The sequence below is a fragment of the Micromonospora sp. CP22 genome (assembly GCF_009712475.1).
Taxonomy (GTDB): domain Bacteria; phylum Actinomycetota; class Actinomycetes; order Mycobacteriales; family Micromonosporaceae; genus Micromonospora.
The window spans coordinates 1-17,063 of sequence record NZ_VCJO01000020.1 but is presented as its reverse complement, the minus strand read 5'-3'; the positions used below and the strand labels follow the sequence as shown (position 1 = coordinate 17,063).

Here is a 17,063-nt window from a genome sequence, read left to right as displayed (position 1 = left end):
CGACACGGAGAGAGGCATCATGACCCAAACCCTGCCTGTCGCGCCCTGGCGGTTGTTCGCCGTCGAGGTCGGCGCGGTCCGTCGACTCAGCCCGTCCTTCGTCCGGGTCACCTTCACCGGCCCGGATCTGGACCGTTTCGCCGACAACGGCTACGACCAGCGGATCAAGCTGGCATTGCCGCTGCCCGGCCAGGTCGGTGTGCAGCTGCCGCAGGGACCGGACTGGTACGCGCGGTGGCGGACCCTGCCGGACCACGAACGCAACCCGATCCGCACGTACACGGTGCGCGCGGTCCGGCCGTACCTCGGTGAGGTCGACGTCGACCTGGTGCTGCACGGCGACGGCGGTCCGGCGACCCGGTGGGCCCGGCGGGTCCGCCCCGGCGACGAGATCGCCATCGTCGGCCCGGACTCGGCGTACGGCGGTGACCACGGCGGGGTCGAGTTCCGGCCCCCGTCGACCGGATGCCTGCTGCTGGCCGGTGACGAGACGGCGGTACCGGCGATCAGCGGCATCTGCGAGCGGCTACCGCTGGACGCGTGCGGCCGGGTGCTGCTGGAGGTACCCGAGGCCGACGACGTGCTGCCGATGGTCACCCCACCCGGTGTCGAGGTGACCTGGCTGCCCCGGGGTGCGGGGGAGCACGGCAGTCGCCTCGTCGCCGCCGTCGCCGAGGCCGCCGACGACCTGCTCGCCGGTGCGCCGACCCACGGAGGTGTGCCGCAGCCGGTCGACGAGGTCGACGTGGACCACGAGATCCTCTGGGAGGTGCCCGACGTGCCGCCCACCGCCCCGCTCTACGCCTGGCTGGCGGGGGAGGCCGGGGTCATCCGTACCCTTCGCCGACACCTGGTCACCGAACGCGGCCTGGACCGGCGCGCGGTGGCCTTCATGGGCTACTGGCGTCAGGGCCGCGCCGACCCCTCCTGAGCCGCCGACCCCGCCGTCCGGCACGTCCGTTCCCGACCCGCGCGGGTCAGGGCAGGGGGTGGGAGATGCCGCGGGCATGATCGGTGAGGGCGGCGGAGACCACCGTCGCCTCCAACGGCAACATCTCCAGACATCGGCGTACGGCGGCGGACATCAGCGCGTTCGGCACCCGCATGGACAACGTGCAGTGCGGCACCCAACGGCCCGGCCGGTAGTGCTCCACCAGGGTCACTCCGCCCGCCACGAGTAGGTCGTGCACCCGCCGATGGTGCTCCAGCAGCTCCGGGGTGGGTACCGGGCCCAACCAGAGCACCCGGCCGACGAACTGCCCGGCGTGCTGGAACGACAACCGCAGCGGTGCCGCCACCGTGGTGCCGGCCAACGCCGCCGTGACCTGCTCCGGGTCGAACCGGGGCGCGACCGCGAGCGAGACGTGCGGCCGGTGCCGTTGCTCCAGTAGGGAGCGCATGCTCTGCACCCCCTCGGCCTCCAGGGCGTCCCACAGCACCCGGATCCGACGAGTGGCGACGGTGTCCAGATACAACTCCAGTGCGGCGACCACATGATCACTCTAGGGTGGTGTCGGACCGTCGACGCAGTGGCGGTGCGGTCCGGAGGGCGGCTCACGGCACGATGACGGCCCGACCCTCCAGACTGCCGTCCTGCATCATCCGGTACGCGCTCATCGCGTCGTCCAGGCTGAACCTGGTGGTCTTGGCCCGCACCAGACCACGCGCACCCAGGTCGAGCACCTCCTGTAGTTCGGGACGGCTGCCCCAGTAGGTGGTCTGGATGCTCACCTCGTAGGGCACGGTGAAGAAGCCGACCGGCAGGGAGCCGTTGCCGAGCCCGACGATGGTCAGATCGCCCAACGTCCGGGCGGCGGCGATGCCCAACTTCAGCGTGGGGTCCGCGCCGACGAAGTCGAGCACGACGTCGGCGCCCCGTCCGGCGGTGGCCGCCCGGATCTCCGCGGCGGTGTTCTCGCCGGAGCGCAGCGTCAGGTCCGCGCCGCACTCCTCGGCGAGCCGCAACGCGTCGTCGCGGGTGTCCACCGCGATGACCCGGGCGGCGGTGGTGGCCTTGATGATCTGTACGCCGATATGCCCGAGCCCGCCGACACCGATCACCACCGCGGTGCTGCCCGGTGGCAGCTTCCGCCAGGAGCGCCGGATCGCGTGGTACGGGGTGAGACCCGCGTCGGTCAGTGGCGCGGCGTCGACCGGGTCGAGCCCTTCGGGCAGGGGCAGCACGTGCCGGGCATCGGGCACCAACTCGTACTCGGCCATGCCGCCGTCCAAGCCGAGGCCACCGCCGCCGGACGGTACCGGCGCGGCGGCCGGGTTCTCACAGTAGTTGTCGACGCCGACGCGGCAGCGGACGCAGGAACCGCAGCCCCAGGGGCCGTAGACCACCACCGGCTGGCCGACCTCCAGCCCGGTCACCCCGGAGCCGAGCCGGTGCACCCAACCCGCGTTCTCGTGGCCGAGCGTGAACGGCGGGTTCCAGGGCAGCTCACCGGCCTCGAAGTCGTGCATCAGGTGCAGGTCGGAGTGGCAGGCGCCGGCCGCACCGATCCGCACCACCACCTGTCCCGGACCGGGCTCCGGCTCGTCGACCTCGACCAGCTCCGGCGTTGACTTCCAGGCGGGCAGCCGTAGTGCGCGCATCCCTGTCTCCCGTCGTCGGTGACCCCTGCCCGGAGGGCTCCCCGTCGGGAAGCGTCCCAAACCACCGTCGCCGCCCGACCTGGCCGCCTGCGGGCCCACCGCCCCAGCGGTTGCCGACCGGCCCGTTCGGCGGTCCACTGAATGACATGGGTGTCATCAAGGTGGGCACGTCCTCGTGGGCGGACCGGACGCTGGTGCGTTCCGGCTGGTACCCGCGCCAGGTGAACAACCCGGCCGACCGACTGGGCTACTACGCCGACCGCTTCGACCTGGTCGAGGTGGACACGTCGTACTACGCGGTGCCCGCGCCGGAGACCGCGCAGGGCTGGGTCTACGCCACCCCCGACGGGTTCACCTTCAACGTCAAGGCGTTCAGCCTCTTCACCGGCCATCCGACCCCGGTGGCCACCCTGCCCGCCGACCTGCGTCCGACCGGCGGACCGGCCCGCATCCGGCGGCGTGACCTGCCGACGGCCGCGTACGACGAGCTGTGGAGTCGGTTCCGGGCGGCGCTGGGCCCGATCGCGGCGGCGGACCGGCTCGGTGCCGTGCTGTTGCAGTTTCCGCCGTGGCTGGCCCGGGGTGAGGCGGCCCGCCGTCGGATCGCGGAGCTGGCGACCCGGTGCCGACCGTGGCGGGTCGCCGTCGAGCTGCGGCACGCCTCCTGGTTCGCGGATACGGCGGCGTTGGAGACCCTGGCCTTCCTCCGCGACCAGGGGCTGACCTTCTGCTGCGTGGACATGCCGCAGGGGCATCCGGACTCGGTCCCGCCGATCCCGGTGGCCACCGCCGACCTGGCGATGATCCGGTTCCATGGTCACAGCAGCACCTGGGCCGACGGCGACAAGGAGGACCGGTTCCGGTACGCCTACGGCGACGAGGAACTACGCCGCTGGTCCGACCTGCTGGTCGACCTCGCCGGGCAGGCCGACGAGCTGCACGTGCTGTTCAACAACTGCTGCGCCGGTCAGGCGCAACGCGACGCGCAGCGGCTGGCCGGTCTCGTCGAGGTCGTCGGCCGGCGGACCGTACCGTCCTGATCGGACGGTGCCGCGGTCAGCCGCGCACGGTGCCCTCCGGGCGCATGCCGGTCGCCTCCTCCAGCGCGTTGTCCGGCAGATCCCCACCGGCCTCGTCGTCGGGGAAGCTGCGCCGCGACGGTGCCGGGTCCGGCGGTGCGCCGGGTCCGGCCACCGGCGTACGGGTCGGCTCGACCGAGCCGAACCCGTGCCGCCCGGCGGGCCGGTCAGTCCGGTCACCAGTGAGCGGGGCGGCCGCGCGCCGTTCCCCGCGCCGCCCCTCGGGCACCGCGGCCTCCTCGCTGCCCTCGTCCATCGGCGAATCCCCGCCGGCACCCCACGGAGGGTCCGTGTCGAAGCCACCCGTGGTACCCCAGGGCGCGACACCCTCGGGGCCCCGGTCCTGCCTGTCCCGGTCGCTCATGGCCACCTCGCTGGTCGGTGCCCGGGCGTCGGTCCACCCCGAGACCGATGCCGGCACATGGGCATGTCGGCGGGTGTACGCCGCCGTCAGCGATCGGACATCGCCATCTGCCGGATCGCCTTGGCCGCCGCCATCCCACCGGTGCCCTTGCCCATCATCTTCGTGGCGTGCCCCAGACCACCGACCCGGCCGATCACGCCGCGCAGGACCTGCCCGGGCTTCTGCTGCTCACCCATGTAGGCGGTGACCACGATCAGGGCGCCGGTCAGCGCCGGGATCGTCCATTGCAGCATCTTCAGTTGGCGCTGGCAGGAGGCCACGTTCGCCGGGGTCTGCTGGTTGGGTTCGGTGACGCCCTCGACCGACGGCTGACCGGCCCTGGCGAGTCGCTTGCCGAGCATCCGGCTGTACCCGGTCACCGCCAGCGCGCTGAGGGTCAACGCCGTCTTGATCGTGCTGGCTCGGCCGACCCCGGCCTGTGCCGCCATGCGCGGGCTCTCCGTCACCAGTTCGCCGACCGCACCGGCGAGATGGGCACCGATGGCCGCCGCGTTGACCGGCGTCCAGCGGTTCCAGCCGGTCGCCGCCACCGGCAGCCGTTGGGTCGAGTCGCTGATCCGGGCCGCGGCGCCGTTGACGCCGAAGGCACCCATCAGGGAGCCGCCGAACCAGGCCGCTAGGCCCAGGTCGTGCATCGAGCGTAGGGCGGTGTGGCTGTCAGACATCTGGTCCCCTTCCACCGTGTCGGGCGCAGCGGCTTACCCACCTGCGGTCGGGCTAATCGCCGCCTTCGGTGGCAGGCCCGCCACGGTCGGCGGGGCCTGCCACGTTCGGGGGTGTCAGCGTCGGGTGAGCCGGATCTCCGACCTGACCCCGGTCAGCTTCTCCGGGTTGCGGACGTAGTAGATGTTGCCGATGCCCGCCGTGCCGACCTGGACCGCCAACACGCCGTCGAGGTCGCCATCGAGGTACACGGCCAGGGCCGGGCTGCCGTTGAGCAGGGTGGGGGACACGGTCATCCGGCCCGGCACCTTGCGCAGACCACCGAAGAAGACGCGGGCCACCTTGTCGGCGCCGACGATCGGACGCAGCACCGCCTGCCGCTGGCCGCCACCGTCGGCGATCAGGACGACCTCGGGGGCGAGCACGTCGAGCAGGGCCTGAAGGTCGCCGGTCTCGACCGCACGCTGGAACGACTCCAGCGCCGCCCGGGTCTCGTCCGGGGAGACCGCCTCACGAGGGCGACGGGCGCTGACGTGCTGGCGGGCCCGATGCGCGATCTGGCGCACCGCCGCCGGGCTGCGGCCGACCGCGGCAGCGATCTCGTCGTAGCTGATGTCGAAGGCGTCGCGCAGCACGAAGACCGCCCGCTCGGTCGGCGACAGCGTCTCCAGGACGAGCATCAGCGCCATCGACACGCTCTCGGCCAGTTCGACGTCCTCGGCCACGTCCGGCGCGGTGAGCAGCGGCTCGGGTAGCCACGACCCCACGTACGCCTCCTTGCGGCGGCGCAACGTGCGCAGCCGGTTGAGCGCCTGCCGGGTGGTGATCCGTACCAGGTAGGCGCGTTGGTCGCGGATCTGCGCCAGGTCGACGTCGACCCAGCGCAGCCAGGTCTCCTGGAGGACGTCCTCGGCGTCGGCAGCCGACCCGAGCATCTCGTACGCCACGGTGAACAGCAGGTTGCGGTGGGCGACGAAGGCGGTGGTCGCCGTGTCGGTGGCGGGCTCACTCACTGTCTCGACCTCTCCTCGTGCGGGCTCCGATCCGGTCACGGCACGGTCCGTCGGACCGTGCCGTCGACCGTCGGTCAGGCCGTCCGCTCCGCGTTGACCGGTGATTCGCCGTGCCCGGCCCACAGCAACTGGTGGCGCTTGTCGTCGGTGAACCGCCAGCTGAACGAACCGGGCCGACGCGCCTCGTGCTTCAGTTCCCTGAGCATGGCCCTGATGGCCTGCTCCTTGATGGTGCCGATGACCCGGCCACTGAGGTAGAACCGGTTCGTGGTGTCGTCCCGGTTGGCCAGTTGCACGGTGGCGGTCCGCCGGCCCACCGCGATGCACTGCCCGAAGAACCCGATGTTGATCGGTTCGGGCTGCTCACCGGCGATGCGACGGAGCACCGTGTCGGCGGCGTGCGCGCCGAGCGGACGGGCGGACTGGCAGCTCATCCGCAACGGCCGGCCCGACGGTGCCACCGCGTCTCCGGCCGCGACGATGCGGTCGTCGTCCACGCTGGTCAGCGTCTCGTCGGTGAGCAGGCGCCCCGACTCGTCGGTGCTCAGCCCGCTGCGCGCGGCCAGGTCCGGCACGCCGAATCCGGCGGCCCAGACGGTCACCGTGCTGGCGACTTCGCGGCCGTCGTCGAGGCGCACGGCGTCGGACGTCACCGCTGTCACCCGGGTGCCGGGGCCGTCGAGCACGGTCACCCCGAGTGCGGCCAGTCGCCTGGCGACCGACCGGCGGCCCCGGGCTTGCAGGTACGGCCCGAGTACACCGCCGCAGACCAGGGTCACCGTGCGGCCCGCCTCCGCCAGCTCGGCGGCGACCTCGATGCCGGTCGCGCCCGCGCCGACCACCGTCACCAAGGCCCTCGGCGCGGCGGCGATGACCGTACTCAGCCGCTCCGCATCCTCCAGCGTGGCGACCGAGTACGCGTGTTCCGCAGCGCCGGGCACCCCGGGGTCTGCGCTGCCGCTGCCCACCGCGTAGATCAGATAGTCGTAGTCGACGGTCATGCCGGAGGCGGTCGTGACGCGCCGCCCCTTCGCGTCGATGTGGGTCGCGGCGTCGACGACGAGCCGGACGCGGTCGGCCAGGATGTCCTGGTAGTCGACGGTCCCCGTGCCGGAGCCGGCGGCCACCTGGTGCAGGCGCAGCCGCTCCACGAAGCGTTGACGCGGGTTGACCAACGTCACCCGCACGTCGGCGCGCCGGGTCAGGCGATTGGCGGCCAGGACACCGGCGTACCCGCCGCCGATGACGACCACATTCGTGTGCTGGGTCATGGGTGTCTCCTCCTGTCGGCGTTCGGCATCAAGACACCGTGGAGACCCCGTTTGTGATGCGTCGTGACGCAGGTCACGTTGCGCCGGTCGGCCGCACTGGTGGTGTTGTGCGCTCCGGGCCCGCCGACGCCGTCCGGACCGACCGTCCGCCTCGGCGGGTCAGCGTACGGGCAGGGTGGTGACGAAGTCGGCCACCCGGGCGGCCAGCGGCCCGGCGGCGCGTACCCAGGTGAAGTGGTCCACGTTCGTGCCTGGCGCGGCGTACCGCTCCCGCTCGACGGGTGCCGAGGTCAGCTTCGCGCAGAGACGGTCCAGCGTCGGGTGCGGGGTGTACTGGTCGCCGTCGACGCTGATCGCCAGCACCGGTGTGCGGATGCGTCCTACCGCCGCCTCGGTGTCCACGCCGTCCACCTCGGGGAAGCGGCCGGTGCGGGCGGTGTGCGCCCAGTCGCGGATCACCCCGCGCGCCTGTCGGCCACCGAAGCCCCACCCGGGCCAGACCCCGAGCAGCCGGGTCGTGGCGGCGATGCCCTGGGTGTACGGCAGCACCCCGTAGCGCCGGAGGCCGGTGAAGTCGCGCCAGTAGGGGATGCCGACCGCGATCAGGGCCAACCCGTCCACCTCGTGCTCGCCGTGCAGGGCGAGGTGCAGCACGGCGGCCTGCCCGCCGAGGGAGTGTCCCAGCACCACGGTGCGTCGACCGTCCAGTCGTGGCTTGAGTGCCGTGCGTACCGCCCCGATGTCGGCGGCCAGTTCGGCGTAGCCGTACCGGCAGTTCCGGCTCGGTCGGGGGGTGCTGAGACCGGTGCCCCGCAGGTCCGTCACGACCACGGCGAGCCCGGCGTCGCGCAGCGCGGCGGCGAACGGGCGGTAGTAGCGGGCCGGTACGCCCATCGCGGGCGTGATCAGCACCATCGGGGCGTCGGTGACGCCGTCGGGTTCCGGGTAGACCTGGACGCCGAGACGGGCGTCGTCGACCTGGACGAATTCCTGCTGGTACTGCACCGGCGCGGTCACCCGACCATGTTACCGAGCGGTAGGTAGCGCCGGGGGGCCGCCCCCGGCGGGCCGACCCGTGACACGGGCGCGGCTGGCCGCCGGGGCGGTGCGCGATCAGGCCGGCTCGCCGCGCAACATGCCGGGACCGAACACCTCGTAGGCGATCCGCTCCACCGGTACGCCGCGACGCAGCAGGCCACCCCGGACCGCGTTCATGAACGGCAGCGGTCCGCACAGGTGCACGTGAGCGTCGGGGGAGAGCGGGATCAACTCGGGATCGACCAGACCGCCGCTCACCGTGGCGGTCTGCACGGGCGGCGTGGCGTCGGTGGGGTCCTCGTACCACAGCCGGGTGTGCAGGTTCGGCAGCGCGGCGTGCAGGCGCGGCAGGTCACCGCGCAGGGCGTGGGTCGCGCCCGCCCGGTCGGCGTGCACCAGCACCACCGGCCGGCGGGGCGCGGCCACCGCCAGGTGCTCCAACGCGGCCATCGCCGGAGTCAGTCCGATACCGGCGCTCACCAGCACCAGCGGGCCGTCTCCGGCGACCGCGCTGACCTCGCCGAAGGGTGGGCTGAGCCGCAGCGTGTCACCGACGGCCACCCGCTCGTGCAGGAAGGTGGAGACCAGACCGTCGGGGGCCCCGTCGACGCCGCGTACCCGCTTGACGGCGATCCGCCAGTCGGCCGCGCCGGGACGGCCGGTCAGGCTGTACTGCCGGATCTGCTGGCCGCGACCGCCGTCGAGGTCCACGGCGACCGAGGTGTACTGGCCGGGCACGAAGGTGGGCGCCGGGGTGCCGTCGGCGGGCGCGAGGGTGAACGACACCACCTCGCTGGTCTCCTGCCGACGCTCCGTCACCCGCCACGACCGCCACACCGACTCGCCCTCCGCCAGCCCGGCGGCGGCGTACAGCCGGGCCTCCCGGGCCACCAACTCGCAGGCGAGCAGCCAGTAGACCTCGTCCCAGGCGGCGGCGACCGGTGGCGTCACCGCCTCGCCGAGCACCTCACCGACGGCGGCGAGCAGGTGGCGGCCCACGATGGTGTACTGGGCCGGCGTGATGCCCAGCGACGCGTGCTTGTGGGCGATGCGGTCCAGCACCGGTCCCCAGGGCACCGTGCTGGCGCCGGTCAGGTGCTCGGCGTACGCGACCACGGCGGCGGCCAGCGCCGCCTGCTGTGCGCCGTTGGCCTGGTTGCCCCGGTTGAACAGGTCGAGCAGTTCCGGATGGGCCTCGAACATCCGCTGGTAGAACCGTCGCGTGATGGCCTCGCCGTGCGCCCGCACGGCGGGCAGGGTCGCCGTCACCACCACTGCTGAGGGCTGCGTGAGCACGATTGTTCTCCTTCTGGTTCGACCGCTCGGGCACCTCCACAAAACAGGAATCACAGATACCGGTTTTAGGGTCGAAGGTCCCGGATGGCCGGTCGTACAGGTCACACCGGACATCGCGGCCAGCCGGGCGCACCGGTCCGTACGGCACCGGACCGGCTGCCCCGCACTAGGGTCGAAACGTGAAGCTCAATCGGTCCACCGACATGGCGCTGCGGATCGCCATGCACGTCGCGGCCACCGGCCGTCGGACGACGGTGGACGAGCTGGCCGACCGCCTGACGCTGCCGCGCAACCACGTGGCGAAGGTGGTGCAGCGGCTCCAGCGCCTCGGCGTACTGGTGACCATCCGGGGCCGCTCCGGCGGGGTGGCCCTCGCCGAGGAGGCCCCGGCGTACACCGTCGGGCAGGTGGTCCGGGCGTTCGAGGGCGAGGGCGAGGTGGTCGACTGCGACGCGTCGGCCTGTTCGCTGCGAGCGGCCTGCCGGCTGCGCGGGGAACTGCGGCGGGCGCAGGAGGCGTTCCTCGCCGTCCTCGACGGGGTGAGCCTCGGCCAGTTGGTCGACGGGCCGGTCGGGCCGGTGCTGCTCGCCCTCGGTCCCGCGTCGACAACGACGGACGCCGCCCGGACCAGTCGAGGTCCGAGCGGCGTCCGAGCCGGTGGGAACAGCTGACCGAGCCGGTCAGGAGACGCTGATCGCGCCGTTCGAGGAACGTACGCAGGCGACCGAACGGGCCGTGGTGCTGGCCGCGCCGGAGAGGCACTGGCCCAGCACCTGGTGCCCGGCGGCGTTCGGGTGCCACGACTCCTGGCAGGTCTGGAAGTAGCTCACGCAGGTGTTCGCGATCCGCTGAATAGCGATCTTGTCCTTGCCGGAGAGGCTGGTCACGAAGTTGCCGTTCGGCGGGTTGTCCATCAGCCGGATCGGGGTGGCCAGCGTGCCGGTCGGGCTGTTCGCGTTCTCGCAGAGTCGCGCGCCGTCGAAGGCCCGCTGCACGTTGAGGTAGACCAGGTCGGCGTTGGGGAACTCGGCAGCCAGGGTGTCCCGGACGGAGCGGACGATGCTGCCGAGGCTCTGCGAGAACCGGTGACCGGGAGCCAGGCTCGCCCGGTGGATCGGGCAACCGGCGGCGTACCGCTCGGCACCCAGCGCGCGGAACTTGTCCCGGGTGTCGTCCCGGCTGTCCTCGGAGTGGTAGGTCGGGGCCAGGTCCAGCGGCAGCGGGTTGGTGTAGTCCTGCAACACCACCCGGTGCTGACCGTCGGCGTCCACCTCCCGCAGGGTGGTCAGGATCTGGCGTACGGCCGCGGTGGTCTCCGCGGTCGCGGCGCTGACCTGGGCCGCCGTGGCCAGGTCGGCGTCGGTGCACGGCTTCTGCTCCACCGGCCCGTTCAGGTACGCCCAGAACTCCCACCAGCCGGTCCAGGCGTCGGCGATGAACCGGTTGGCGCACTTCTCGGCGACCCCGCCGAAGGTGAACGAGCTGTTGTTCGAGCCGAGCCCGACCAGCACCAGGTCGATGTCGTGAGTCTGGGCGACCGCGCGGAGCTGGTCGAGCTGGGAGGCGACCTGGCGGCCGTTCGGTCGGGCCGACGAGGCGGCGGCGACATCGCGCGGCTGACCACCGGAGCAGGCCAGGTTGAACCGGTCCTGGATGCCGGGCAGCGTCGCCTTGTGCAGCGAGGCGTTGGCCGAGCGGTGGCAGAAGAAGGCGTCGCTGTTGGGCGCCGTCCAGCCCGGGAAACCGCGCGCGACGCCGGTCGCGTCGACCACCGGCTGGTAGGCGCCGGCGCCCTCGCCGCTGATGAAGCTGTCGCCGAGGGCCACGGCTGCGGTGGGTGCTGCGGCCGAGGCGGCGGGGGCCGCGACGGCGGTGGTGAGAGTCGTCGCCGCGACGGCCAGGGCCATCGCGGCGGCGGTACGACGCAACGCGGACATGGGCATCCCCATCCGTTCATGGAAATATGAAAGATCCTCTGGTGCGGTGATGACATCACGCACGTGTGACGCACGTCAACAGTGGGAAACATGTGTGAGGTGGGCCTGCAGGGTCAGGAGACGCTCCGCCGTCGGCCCGGCTCCGACCGGCCGGGCATCCCGGCTCCGACCACCAGGGCATAAGGTCGGCGACCGGGACGTTGACCCGCAGCAAGGCCCGCCAGTGGCAGCGCACGGCGTGCCGGCGGGTGTCCTGCACAGGTTGTCGGGACGTACGGCTACGCTCGCTGCGGCCGTGCCTGCGCCGGGTGACCGCCCACGGTGCCGTCGTCGAGCTGGCGGCCGGCGCGGGGAGCACATCGCCAAGACCGGGGAGTACGACCAGTTGACCGCAGAGCCTGACACCCTGTACGGGGCCGACGACCTCACCCACCTTGAGGGGCTGGACGCTGTCCGCAAGCGGCCCGGCATGTACATCGGCTCCACCGACAGCCGTGGCGTGGGCCACCTCGTCAACGAGATCCTCGACAACTCCACCGACGAGGGTGTCGCCGGCCACGCCACCACCATCGAGGTGATCCTGCACGCCGACGGGTCGGTGCAGGTCGACGACGACGGCCGAGGCATCCCCACCGACGTGCACGCGCGTTCCGGCATCTCCGGAGTCGAGCTGGTGCTCACCCGTCTGCACGCCGGAGGCAAGTTCGGCGGCTCCGGCTACAAGACCTCGGGTGGCCTGCACGGCGTCGGCGCCTCCGCGGTCAACGCCCTGTCCCGCCGCTTCGACGTCACCGTGCGCCGGGGCGGCAAGGTGCACGCCATGTCGTTCCAGCACGGCGTGCCCGGCGTCTTCGACGGCGACGGTCCGGACGCGCCGTTCACCCCCGGCCCCGGGCTCCAGGTCGTCCGCGCCATGAAGCGCGGCCAGCGCACCGGCACCTCCATCCGCTACTGGCACGACCCCCGCTACTTCGAGACCGGGGCCGCGCTCGACCACCACGCGGTACGGGCCAAGCTGCGTCACACCGCCTTCCTGGTCCCCGGCGTCAGCTACACGTTGCGCGATCACACCGCGCAGGAGCCCACCGAGGAGCGCTTCCACTACCCCAACGGGCTCACCGACATGGTGGAGTTCCTCGCCCCGGCCGGCGACCGGCCCGTCTCCGGCACTCTCCTGGTCACCGGTGAGGGGACGTACCGCGAGAACGCCGCCGACGCCAACGGTGTCATGCAGTCCAACGTGCAGCGCCGCGCCGAGGTCGAGATCGCCTTCCGCTGGGGCACCGGCTACGAACGCACCGTGGAGTGCTTCACCAACACCATCCGCAACGCCCACGGCGGCACCCACCGCAAGGGGTTCGAGCGGGCCCTCGCGCGGACCCTCGCCGACGCCGTCCGCAACGCCCGTGGCCTGCTCAAGGCCAAGGAGGAGGCGCCCACGCTGGACGACGTCCTGGAGGGCATGACGGCGGTGGTGCACGTCCGGGTGCCCGAGCCGCAGTTCACCTCGCAGACCAAGGACGAACTCTCCACCGCCGGCATCACCAAGGTCGTGCAGGGGCTGGTGGAGCAGCACGTCAAGTCCTGGCTCGACGACCGGAAGACGCGCACCGAGGCCCGCACCGTCCTCCAGAAGATCGTCGACGCGTCCCGCGTACGCCTGACCCAGAAGCAGCAGAAGGACGCGGCCCGCCGCAAGACCGCCCTCGAAGGCGCGGCCATGCCCGCCAAGCTCGTCGACTGCCGCGCCACCGGAGTGGACCGCAGCGAGCTGTTCATCGTCGAGGGCGACAGCGCCCTGGGATGCTTTACGGGCGACACGAAGGTCGCGCTCGCTTCGGGCGGGAGCCGATCATTCGCGGAACTCGCCGATGACTGGCAGCAGGGCGTCACCCACTTTGGCTACACGACCAACAAGGCTGGCGGGGTCGTTGTCGCGCCACTTGTCGAGCCGCGGCTGACCAAGCGGAATGCGCCGCTGGTGCGGGTGACTCTGGACAACGGCGAGTCGGTCAGATGCACCCCGGACCACCTCTTCCGGCTACGTGACGGCTCCTACCGTCGGGCTGACGCCCTCATGCCCGGTGATTCCCTCATGCCGCTCTACCGCAGCCTGTCCAGCGAGACCGCCGGGCAGAAGCTCTATGACGGCGACTACGCCCGGCTTCGGGAGGCTGCTGCTCTGGTTAATCACCAGGTGGCTTCCGTCGAGCCGCTCGACGAGACGGCAGACGTCTATGACCTGACGGTCGAGGGCTACCACAACTTCGCATTGGAAGCCGGCGTCTTCGTGCACAACAGCGCCCGAGTCGCCCGTACCTCCGAGTATCAGGCGCTTCTTCCGATTCGCGGCAAGATCCTCAACGTGCAGAAGGCCAACCTTCAGCAGGTGCTCGACAACGCCGAGTGCGCGGCGATCGTGCAGGTGCTCGGGGCCGGCTCCGGGCGCACCTTCGACCTGTCGGCGCTGCGCTACGGCCGGGTGCTCATCATGGCCGACGCCGACGTCGACGGGGCGCACATCCGTACGCTGCTGATCACGCTCTTCGCCCGCTACATGCGACCGTTGATCGAGGCCGGTCGGCTCTACGCCGCCATGCCGCCCCTGCACAAGATCACGACCAAGGGGCGCAACCCGGAGACCGTCTACACCTACACCCAGGCGGAGATGGAGTCGACGGTGCGCCGGTTGGAGAAGGCCGGCAAGCAGATCGTCACCCCGGTGCCCCGGTTCAAGGGTCTCGGTGAGATGGACGCCGAGGAGCTGTGGGAGACCACCATGAACCCGGCCACCCGTGCGGTACGCCGGATCACCCTGGACGACGTCGACGCCGCCGAGCGGATCCTCGAGCTGTTGATGGGGGAGAAGGTCGAGCCGCGCCGGAAGTGGCTGATCGACTCCGCCGACCGGGTCGACCGTGACGCCATCGACGCCTGACCATCGGGCCTTTCGGAAGGAAAGCTGAGCCATGGCACGCCGCAAGGAGACGAAGGTCGACCATTCCGCGTTCGACCGGGCCGGCGCGCGGATCATCGACAACCCGCTGACCACCGAGGTGTCCGACTCCTACCTGGAGTATGCCTTCTCGGTCATCCATTCCCGGGCGTTGCCCGACGCGCGCGACGGCCTCAAGCCGGTGCATCGGCGCATCCTCTACTCGATGCACGAGGCCGGTTTCCGGCCCGACCGGGCGTACGTCAAGTCGGCCCGGGTCGTCGGCGACGTGATGGGTCGCTACCACCCGCACGGCGACAGCGCGATCTACGACGCGATGGTCCGGATGGCGCAGGACTTCTCGTTGAACGTCCCACTCATCGACGGGCATGGGAATTTTGGAAGTCCAGACGATGGACCGGCAGCGGCGCGATACACCGAGGCTCGGATGTCGCGGGAGGCGATGCTGCTCGTCGGCGAGTTGGGCGAGGAGACCGTCGACGTCGAGCCCAACTACGACGGCTCGCTGACCCAGCCCACCGTGCTGCCGGCGGCCTTCCCGAACCTGCTGGTCAACGGCGCCTCCGGGATCGCGGTCGGGATGGCGACCAACATGATCCCGCACAACCTCGGCGAGGTCGTGTCGGCCGCCCGGTGGCTGATCCGGCACCCGAACGCCACCCTCGACAAGCTGATGGAGTTCGTGCCCGGTCCCGACCTGCCCACCGGCGGCCTGCTGCTCGGCCTCGACGAGGTGCGCCGGGCGTACGAGACCGGCCGTGGCGTGGTGCGGATGCGCGGCAAGGTGGAGATCGGCCCGCTGGAGGGCAGCCGGGGACGGCAGGCCATCACGGTGGTCGAGCTGCCGTACGGCGTCGGCGCGGAGAAGGTCATCTCCGCGATCACGAACGAGGTGACCAAGACCAAGCGGCTCACCGGGATCTCCGACGTCAAGGACCTGACCGACCGCGAGAGCGGCACCCGGCTGGTCATCGAGTGCAAGGTCGGCGTGAACCCGCAGGCCCTGCTCGCCGACCTCTACCGGTTGACCCCGCTGGAGCAGTCCTTCGGCGTCAACAACCTGGTGCTGGTCGACGGGCAGCCGCGCACCCTCGGGCTCAAGGAGCTGCTGGAGGTGTTCCTGGCCCACCGCTACGAGGTGGTGACCCGGCGCAGCGCGTACCGCAGACGTAAGCGGGAGGAGCGGCTGCACCTGGTCGACGGTCTGCTGATCGCCCTGCTCGACATCGACAAGGTGGTGAAGCTGATCCGGGGCAGCGAGGACGCCCAGGCCGCCCGGAGCGGCCTGATGCGCCAGTTCAAGCTCTCCGAGATCCAGGCGAACTACATCCTGGACACTCCGCTGCGCCGGTTGACGAAGTACGACCGGCTGGAGCTGGAGGCCGAGCAGCAGAAGCTCCGTGGGGAGATCGCCGAGCTGTCGACCATCCTGGATGACGAGAACGTGCTGAAGAAGGTCGTCTCGGACGAGTTGGCCGCCGTGGTCAAGCAGTTCGCCGTGCCTCGGCGTACGACGTTGATCGACGGTGATCTGAAGGAGGTGCTGGCCGCGTCCGCGCCGGCCGGTCCGCTTGAGGTGGCCGACGATCCGTGCCAGGTGATCCTGTCGGCCACCGGTCTGGTGGCCCGCACCGCGGCCGAGTCGGAGGAGGCCGCCGAGGGGCGGCGCCGGCACGGCCGGGTCAAGCACGACGCGGTACGCGCCGTGGTTCACTCCACCGCCCGGGGCCGGGTGTTGCTGGTGACCAGTGCCGGTCGGGCGTTCAAGGTGGACGTGCTGCCGCTGCCGGTGCTGCCGGAGCAGGCCGGCACGGTGTCGTTGCGCGGTGGGATGTCGGCCGCCGAGTTGGTGCCGCTGGATCCGGGGGAGACCGTGGTCGGCCTGGCGCCGCTGGGGGCGTCCGCCGAGGGGTCGCCGGGGCTGGCGCTCGGCACCCGGCAGGGTGTGGTGAAGGTGTGTGCCCCGGACTGGCCGGTGCGGTCCGACGAGTTCGAGGTGATCGGGCTGCGCGACGGTGACGAGGTGGTCGGGGCGACCTGGCTGGTCGACGGTGCGGAGACCCTCGCCTTCCTGACCAGTGCGGCCTCGTTGCTGCGGTTCCCCGCCGGGACGATTCGGCCGCAGGGGCTGCGCGGCGGAGGGATGGCCGGGATCTCCCTGCCGTCGGGTGCGCGGGTGGTGTTCTTCGGCGCGGTCCGCACCGACGATCCGGAGCACGGCGAGCCGATGGTGGTCACGTCGACCGGCGCGACGGTCAAGGTGACGCCGCTGTCGGCGTACCCGGCGAAGGGACGGGCGACCGGCGGGGTGCGTGCCCATCGGTTCCTCAAGGGCGAGACCGACGTGGTGGTCGGTTGGGTCGGTCCCCGGCCGGTGGGGTCGACGGCGAACGGCGAGGCGGTGGAGCTACCGGCGGCCGATCCGCGTCGGGACGGTTCCGGCTTCGCCGTCATGCTCGGACCGGCCGTGGTGGGTCACCAGATCGACCGGGAGTAGACAGCAGACACTCCATCGACAACCGTCATTGACGTGTGACGTATTACGACGATACGTTGAGCCTTGCTCGCTGATGGCCCGACGTGTCGACACCACCATCCACGACGTCGGTGCCTGCGACAACGCGTGTCCTCTCCAGCCGCGCGTGGTCCTAGTCGAAGGAGTGGATCAATGATTGGTGAGGTTCGTCCCACCTCCCCATCCAGACGTCGTTGGCGGTCGGGGTTGGCTGCGGCTGCTGCCGTGGTCCTGGTGGCCGGTGGCCTGGTGACGGTGAACGCGGCGCCT

Annotated in this window: 14 protein-coding genes; 5 read left to right on the top strand and 9 right to left on the bottom strand. The window is 71.6% G+C overall.

Annotated features, from left to right (window positions below; genetic code table 11):
• The first annotated feature begins 19 nt into the window (after positions 1 to 19).
• The gene (locus tag FF096_RS22895; protein ID WP_155221626.1) at positions 20 to 931 is read left to right on the top strand and encodes a siderophore-interacting protein; all 912 of its coding nucleotides are present in this window, start codon (positions 20 to 22) and stop codon (positions 929 to 931) included.
• 46 nt (positions 932 to 977) lie between these two features.
• On the opposite strand, the gene FF096_RS22890 is transcribed toward FF096_RS22895, so the two are convergent.
• Positions 978 to 1,493, bottom strand: a complete 516-nt coding sequence (locus FF096_RS22890) for a 2'-5' RNA ligase family protein (RefSeq protein ID WP_309223795.1) — start codon at positions 1,491 to 1,493, stop codon at positions 978 to 980.
• 61 nt (positions 1,494 to 1,554) lie between these two features.
• Complete coding sequence (locus tag FF096_RS22885) at positions 1,555 to 2,601, bottom strand: NAD(P)-dependent alcohol dehydrogenase (RefSeq protein WP_155221625.1); 1,047 nt, start codon at positions 2,599 to 2,601, stop codon at positions 1,555 to 1,557.
• Between the two features lie 146 nt (positions 2,602 to 2,747).
• On the opposite strand from FF096_RS22885, the gene FF096_RS22880 reads away from it, so the two are divergent.
• Entirely contained in the window at positions 2,748 to 3,641 is an 894-nt protein-coding gene (locus tag FF096_RS22880; protein ID WP_155221624.1) for a DUF72 domain-containing protein, read from the top strand.
• A gap of 16 nt (positions 3,642 to 3,657) precedes the next feature.
• Here FF096_RS22880 and FF096_RS22875 read toward each other — a convergent pair whose 3' ends face one another.
• The 6 genes from FF096_RS22875 to FF096_RS22850 all read right to left on the bottom strand — a co-directional run bounded on the left by FF096_RS22875 (position 3,658) and on the right by FF096_RS22850 (position 9,385).
• Complete coding sequence (locus FF096_RS22875; protein ID WP_155221623.1) at positions 3,658 to 4,044, bottom strand: hypothetical protein; 387 nt, start codon at positions 4,042 to 4,044, stop codon at positions 3,658 to 3,660.
• An 86-nt stretch (positions 4,045 to 4,130) separates the two neighbouring features.
• Complete coding sequence (locus tag FF096_RS22870) at positions 4,131 to 4,769, bottom strand: hypothetical protein (protein WP_155221622.1); 639 nt, start codon at positions 4,767 to 4,769, stop codon at positions 4,131 to 4,133.
• Positions 4,770 to 4,883: 114 nt separating this feature from the next.
• Positions 4,884 to 5,780 (bottom strand): RNA polymerase sigma-70 factor, encoded by an 897-nt coding sequence (locus FF096_RS22865; RefSeq protein WP_309223794.1) that lies wholly within the window; start codon positions 5,778 to 5,780, stop codon positions 4,884 to 4,886.
• Between the two features lie 74 nt (positions 5,781 to 5,854).
• Positions 5,855 to 7,051, bottom strand: coding sequence for an NAD(P)/FAD-dependent oxidoreductase (locus FF096_RS22860; RefSeq protein WP_155221621.1), 1,197 nt, complete (start codon positions 7,049 to 7,051; stop codon positions 5,855 to 5,857).
• 159 nt (positions 7,052 to 7,210) lie between these two features.
• The gene (locus FF096_RS22855; RefSeq protein ID WP_309223812.1) at positions 7,211 to 8,056 is read right to left on the bottom strand and encodes an alpha/beta fold hydrolase; all 846 of its coding nucleotides are present in this window, start codon (positions 8,054 to 8,056) and stop codon (positions 7,211 to 7,213) included.
• A gap of 108 nt (positions 8,057 to 8,164) precedes the next feature.
• Positions 8,165 to 9,385 (bottom strand): globin domain-containing protein, encoded by a 1,221-nt coding sequence (locus FF096_RS22850; protein ID WP_309223793.1) that lies wholly within the window; start codon positions 9,383 to 9,385, stop codon positions 8,165 to 8,167.
• A 179-nt stretch (positions 9,386 to 9,564) separates the two neighbouring features.
• Between FF096_RS22850 and FF096_RS22845 the strand changes: the two genes are divergently transcribed.
• The gene (locus FF096_RS22845; RefSeq protein ID WP_309223792.1) at positions 9,565 to 10,056 is read left to right on the top strand and encodes an Rrf2 family transcriptional regulator; all 492 of its coding nucleotides are present in this window, start codon (positions 9,565 to 9,567) and stop codon (positions 10,054 to 10,056) included.
• Positions 10,057 to 10,065: 9 nt separating this feature from the next.
• On the opposite strand, the gene FF096_RS22840 is transcribed toward FF096_RS22845, so the two are convergent.
• The gene (locus FF096_RS22840) at positions 10,066 to 11,322 is read right to left on the bottom strand and encodes a hypothetical protein (protein ID WP_155221658.1); all 1,257 of its coding nucleotides are present in this window, start codon (positions 11,320 to 11,322) and stop codon (positions 10,066 to 10,068) included.
• Between the two features lie 358 nt (positions 11,323 to 11,680).
• On the opposite strand from FF096_RS22840, the gene FF096_RS27560 reads away from it, so the two are divergent.
• Complete coding sequence (locus tag FF096_RS27560) at positions 11,681 to 14,260, top strand: ATP-binding protein (protein ID WP_375335377.1); 2,580 nt, start codon at positions 11,681 to 11,683, stop codon at positions 14,258 to 14,260.
• A 31-nt stretch (positions 14,261 to 14,291) separates the two neighbouring features.
• On the top strand, positions 14,292 to 16,775 hold the full coding sequence (locus FF096_RS22830) for a DNA topoisomerase (ATP-hydrolyzing) subunit A (protein ID WP_155221618.1): 2,484 nt from the start codon (positions 14,292 to 14,294) through the stop codon (positions 16,773 to 16,775).
• The last annotated feature ends 288 nt before the right edge of the window (positions 16,776 to 17,063 follow it).

What these genes read in the sequence shown, in the direction of transcription:
- FF096_RS22895 (WP_155221626.1), top strand. Translation starts at nt 20, where the DNA reads ATGACCCAAACCCTGCCTGTCGCGCCCTGGCGGTTGTTCGCCGTCGAG.
- FF096_RS22885 (WP_155221625.1), bottom strand. Translation starts at nt 2,601, where the DNA reads ATGCGCGCACTACGGCTGCCCGCCTGGAAGTCAACGCCGGAGCTGGTC.
- FF096_RS22880 (WP_155221624.1), top strand. Translation starts at nt 2,748, where the DNA reads ATGGGTGTCATCAAGGTGGGCACGTCCTCGTGGGCGGACCGGACGCTG.
- FF096_RS22875 (WP_155221623.1), bottom strand. Translation starts at nt 4,044, where the DNA reads ATGAGCGACCGGGACAGGCAGGACCGGGGCCCCGAGGGTGTCGCGCCC.
- FF096_RS22870 (WP_155221622.1), bottom strand. Translation starts at nt 4,769, where the DNA reads ATGTCTGACAGCCACACCGCCCTACGCTCGATGCACGACCTGGGCCTA.
- FF096_RS22860 (WP_155221621.1), bottom strand. Translation starts at nt 7,051, where the DNA reads ATGACCCAGCACACGAATGTGGTCGTCATCGGCGGCGGGTACGCCGGT.
- FF096_RS22840 (WP_155221658.1), bottom strand. Translation starts at nt 11,322, where the DNA reads ATGTCCGCGTTGCGTCGTACCGCCGCCGCGATGGCCCTGGCCGTCGCG.
- FF096_RS22830 (WP_155221618.1), top strand. Translation starts at nt 14,292, where the DNA reads ATGGCACGCCGCAAGGAGACGAAGGTCGACCATTCCGCGTTCGACCGG.